The following is an 879-nucleotide window of genomic DNA, read 5'->3' as shown; positions in this document are numbered from 1 at the left end:
CGCACGCTCGCGGGGAAGCGTCACCACTCGATGCCCTTCTGGCCCTTACGGCCGGCGTCCATCGGGTGCTTGACCTTGGTCATCTCGGTGACCAGGTCGGCGGCGTCGAGCAGCGCCGGAGGGGCGTTGCGGCCGGTGATCACCACGTGTTGGGTACCGGGGCGGGCGGCCAGCGTCGACACCACCTCGTCGACGTCGACCCACCCCCACTTCAGCGGGTAGGTGAATTCGTCGAGCACATAGAAGTCGTGACGCTGCTCGGCGAGCCGGCGCGCGATCTCGGCCCAACCGTCGGCTGCCGCGGCGGCGTGGTCGACCTCGGAGCCGGCCTTCCGCGTCCACGACCAGCCCGAGCCCATCTTGTGCCACTCGACCGGACCGCCGACCCCGCGCTCGTCGTGCGCGCGGCCGAGTTCACACAGCGCGGTCTCCTCGCCCACCTTCCACTTCGCGCTCTTGACGAACTGGAAGACCGCGATGTCGAAACCCTGGTTCCACGCGCGCAGCGCCATCCCGAACGCGGCGGTCGACTTACCCTTGCCGGGCCCGGTGTGCACCGCGAGCAGCGGGGCGTTGCGCCGCGCCCTGGTCGTCAGGCCGTCGTCGGGAACAGTCAGCGGTTGCCCTTGCGGCATGGCGCCACCCCTTTCTATGCAGCGTCTTTTTAAGCGGCGTCCCGGCCGGCCTGCGCCTTGACCAGGGACGTCAGATTGTCGGCCCGCAGCTCGGCCAGTCGCACCGCGGGTGCCCCGAGCTGTCGGGCCAGGTCCTGAGCCAGATCGAGCCGGATGTAGGACGTCTCGCAGTCGACGACGACCGCGGCCGCACCCTCGGCGACCAACCGGGCCGCCGCGGTGCGCGTCCGGCCGAGCGGGTCCG

General features: G+C 71.0%; 1 protein-coding gene and 1 pseudogene. Both read right to left on the bottom strand.

The window, feature by feature from the left end:
* Nucleotides 1-20: 20 nt before the first annotated feature.
* A complete protein-coding gene (cobO, locus tag MVA01S_RS29980; protein WP_003933187.1) occupies nucleotides 21-635 on the bottom strand; it encodes a cob(I)yrinic acid a,c-diamide adenosyltransferase in 615 nt (204 codons plus the stop codon).
* Between the two features lie 29 nt (nucleotides 636-664).
* Nucleotides 665-879 (bottom strand): annotated as a pseudogene (locus tag MVA01S_RS29975) (hypothetical protein); the annotation flags it as partial.

The sequence above is a fragment of the Mycolicibacterium vaccae NBRC 14118 = CIP 105934 genome (assembly GCF_001552715.1).
Lineage (GTDB): Bacteria > Actinomycetota > Actinomycetes > Mycobacteriales > Mycobacteriaceae > Mycobacterium > Mycobacterium vaccae.
Note: the sequence above shows the minus strand (reverse complement) of the source record. Positions and strands in the feature narration are given on the sequence as shown.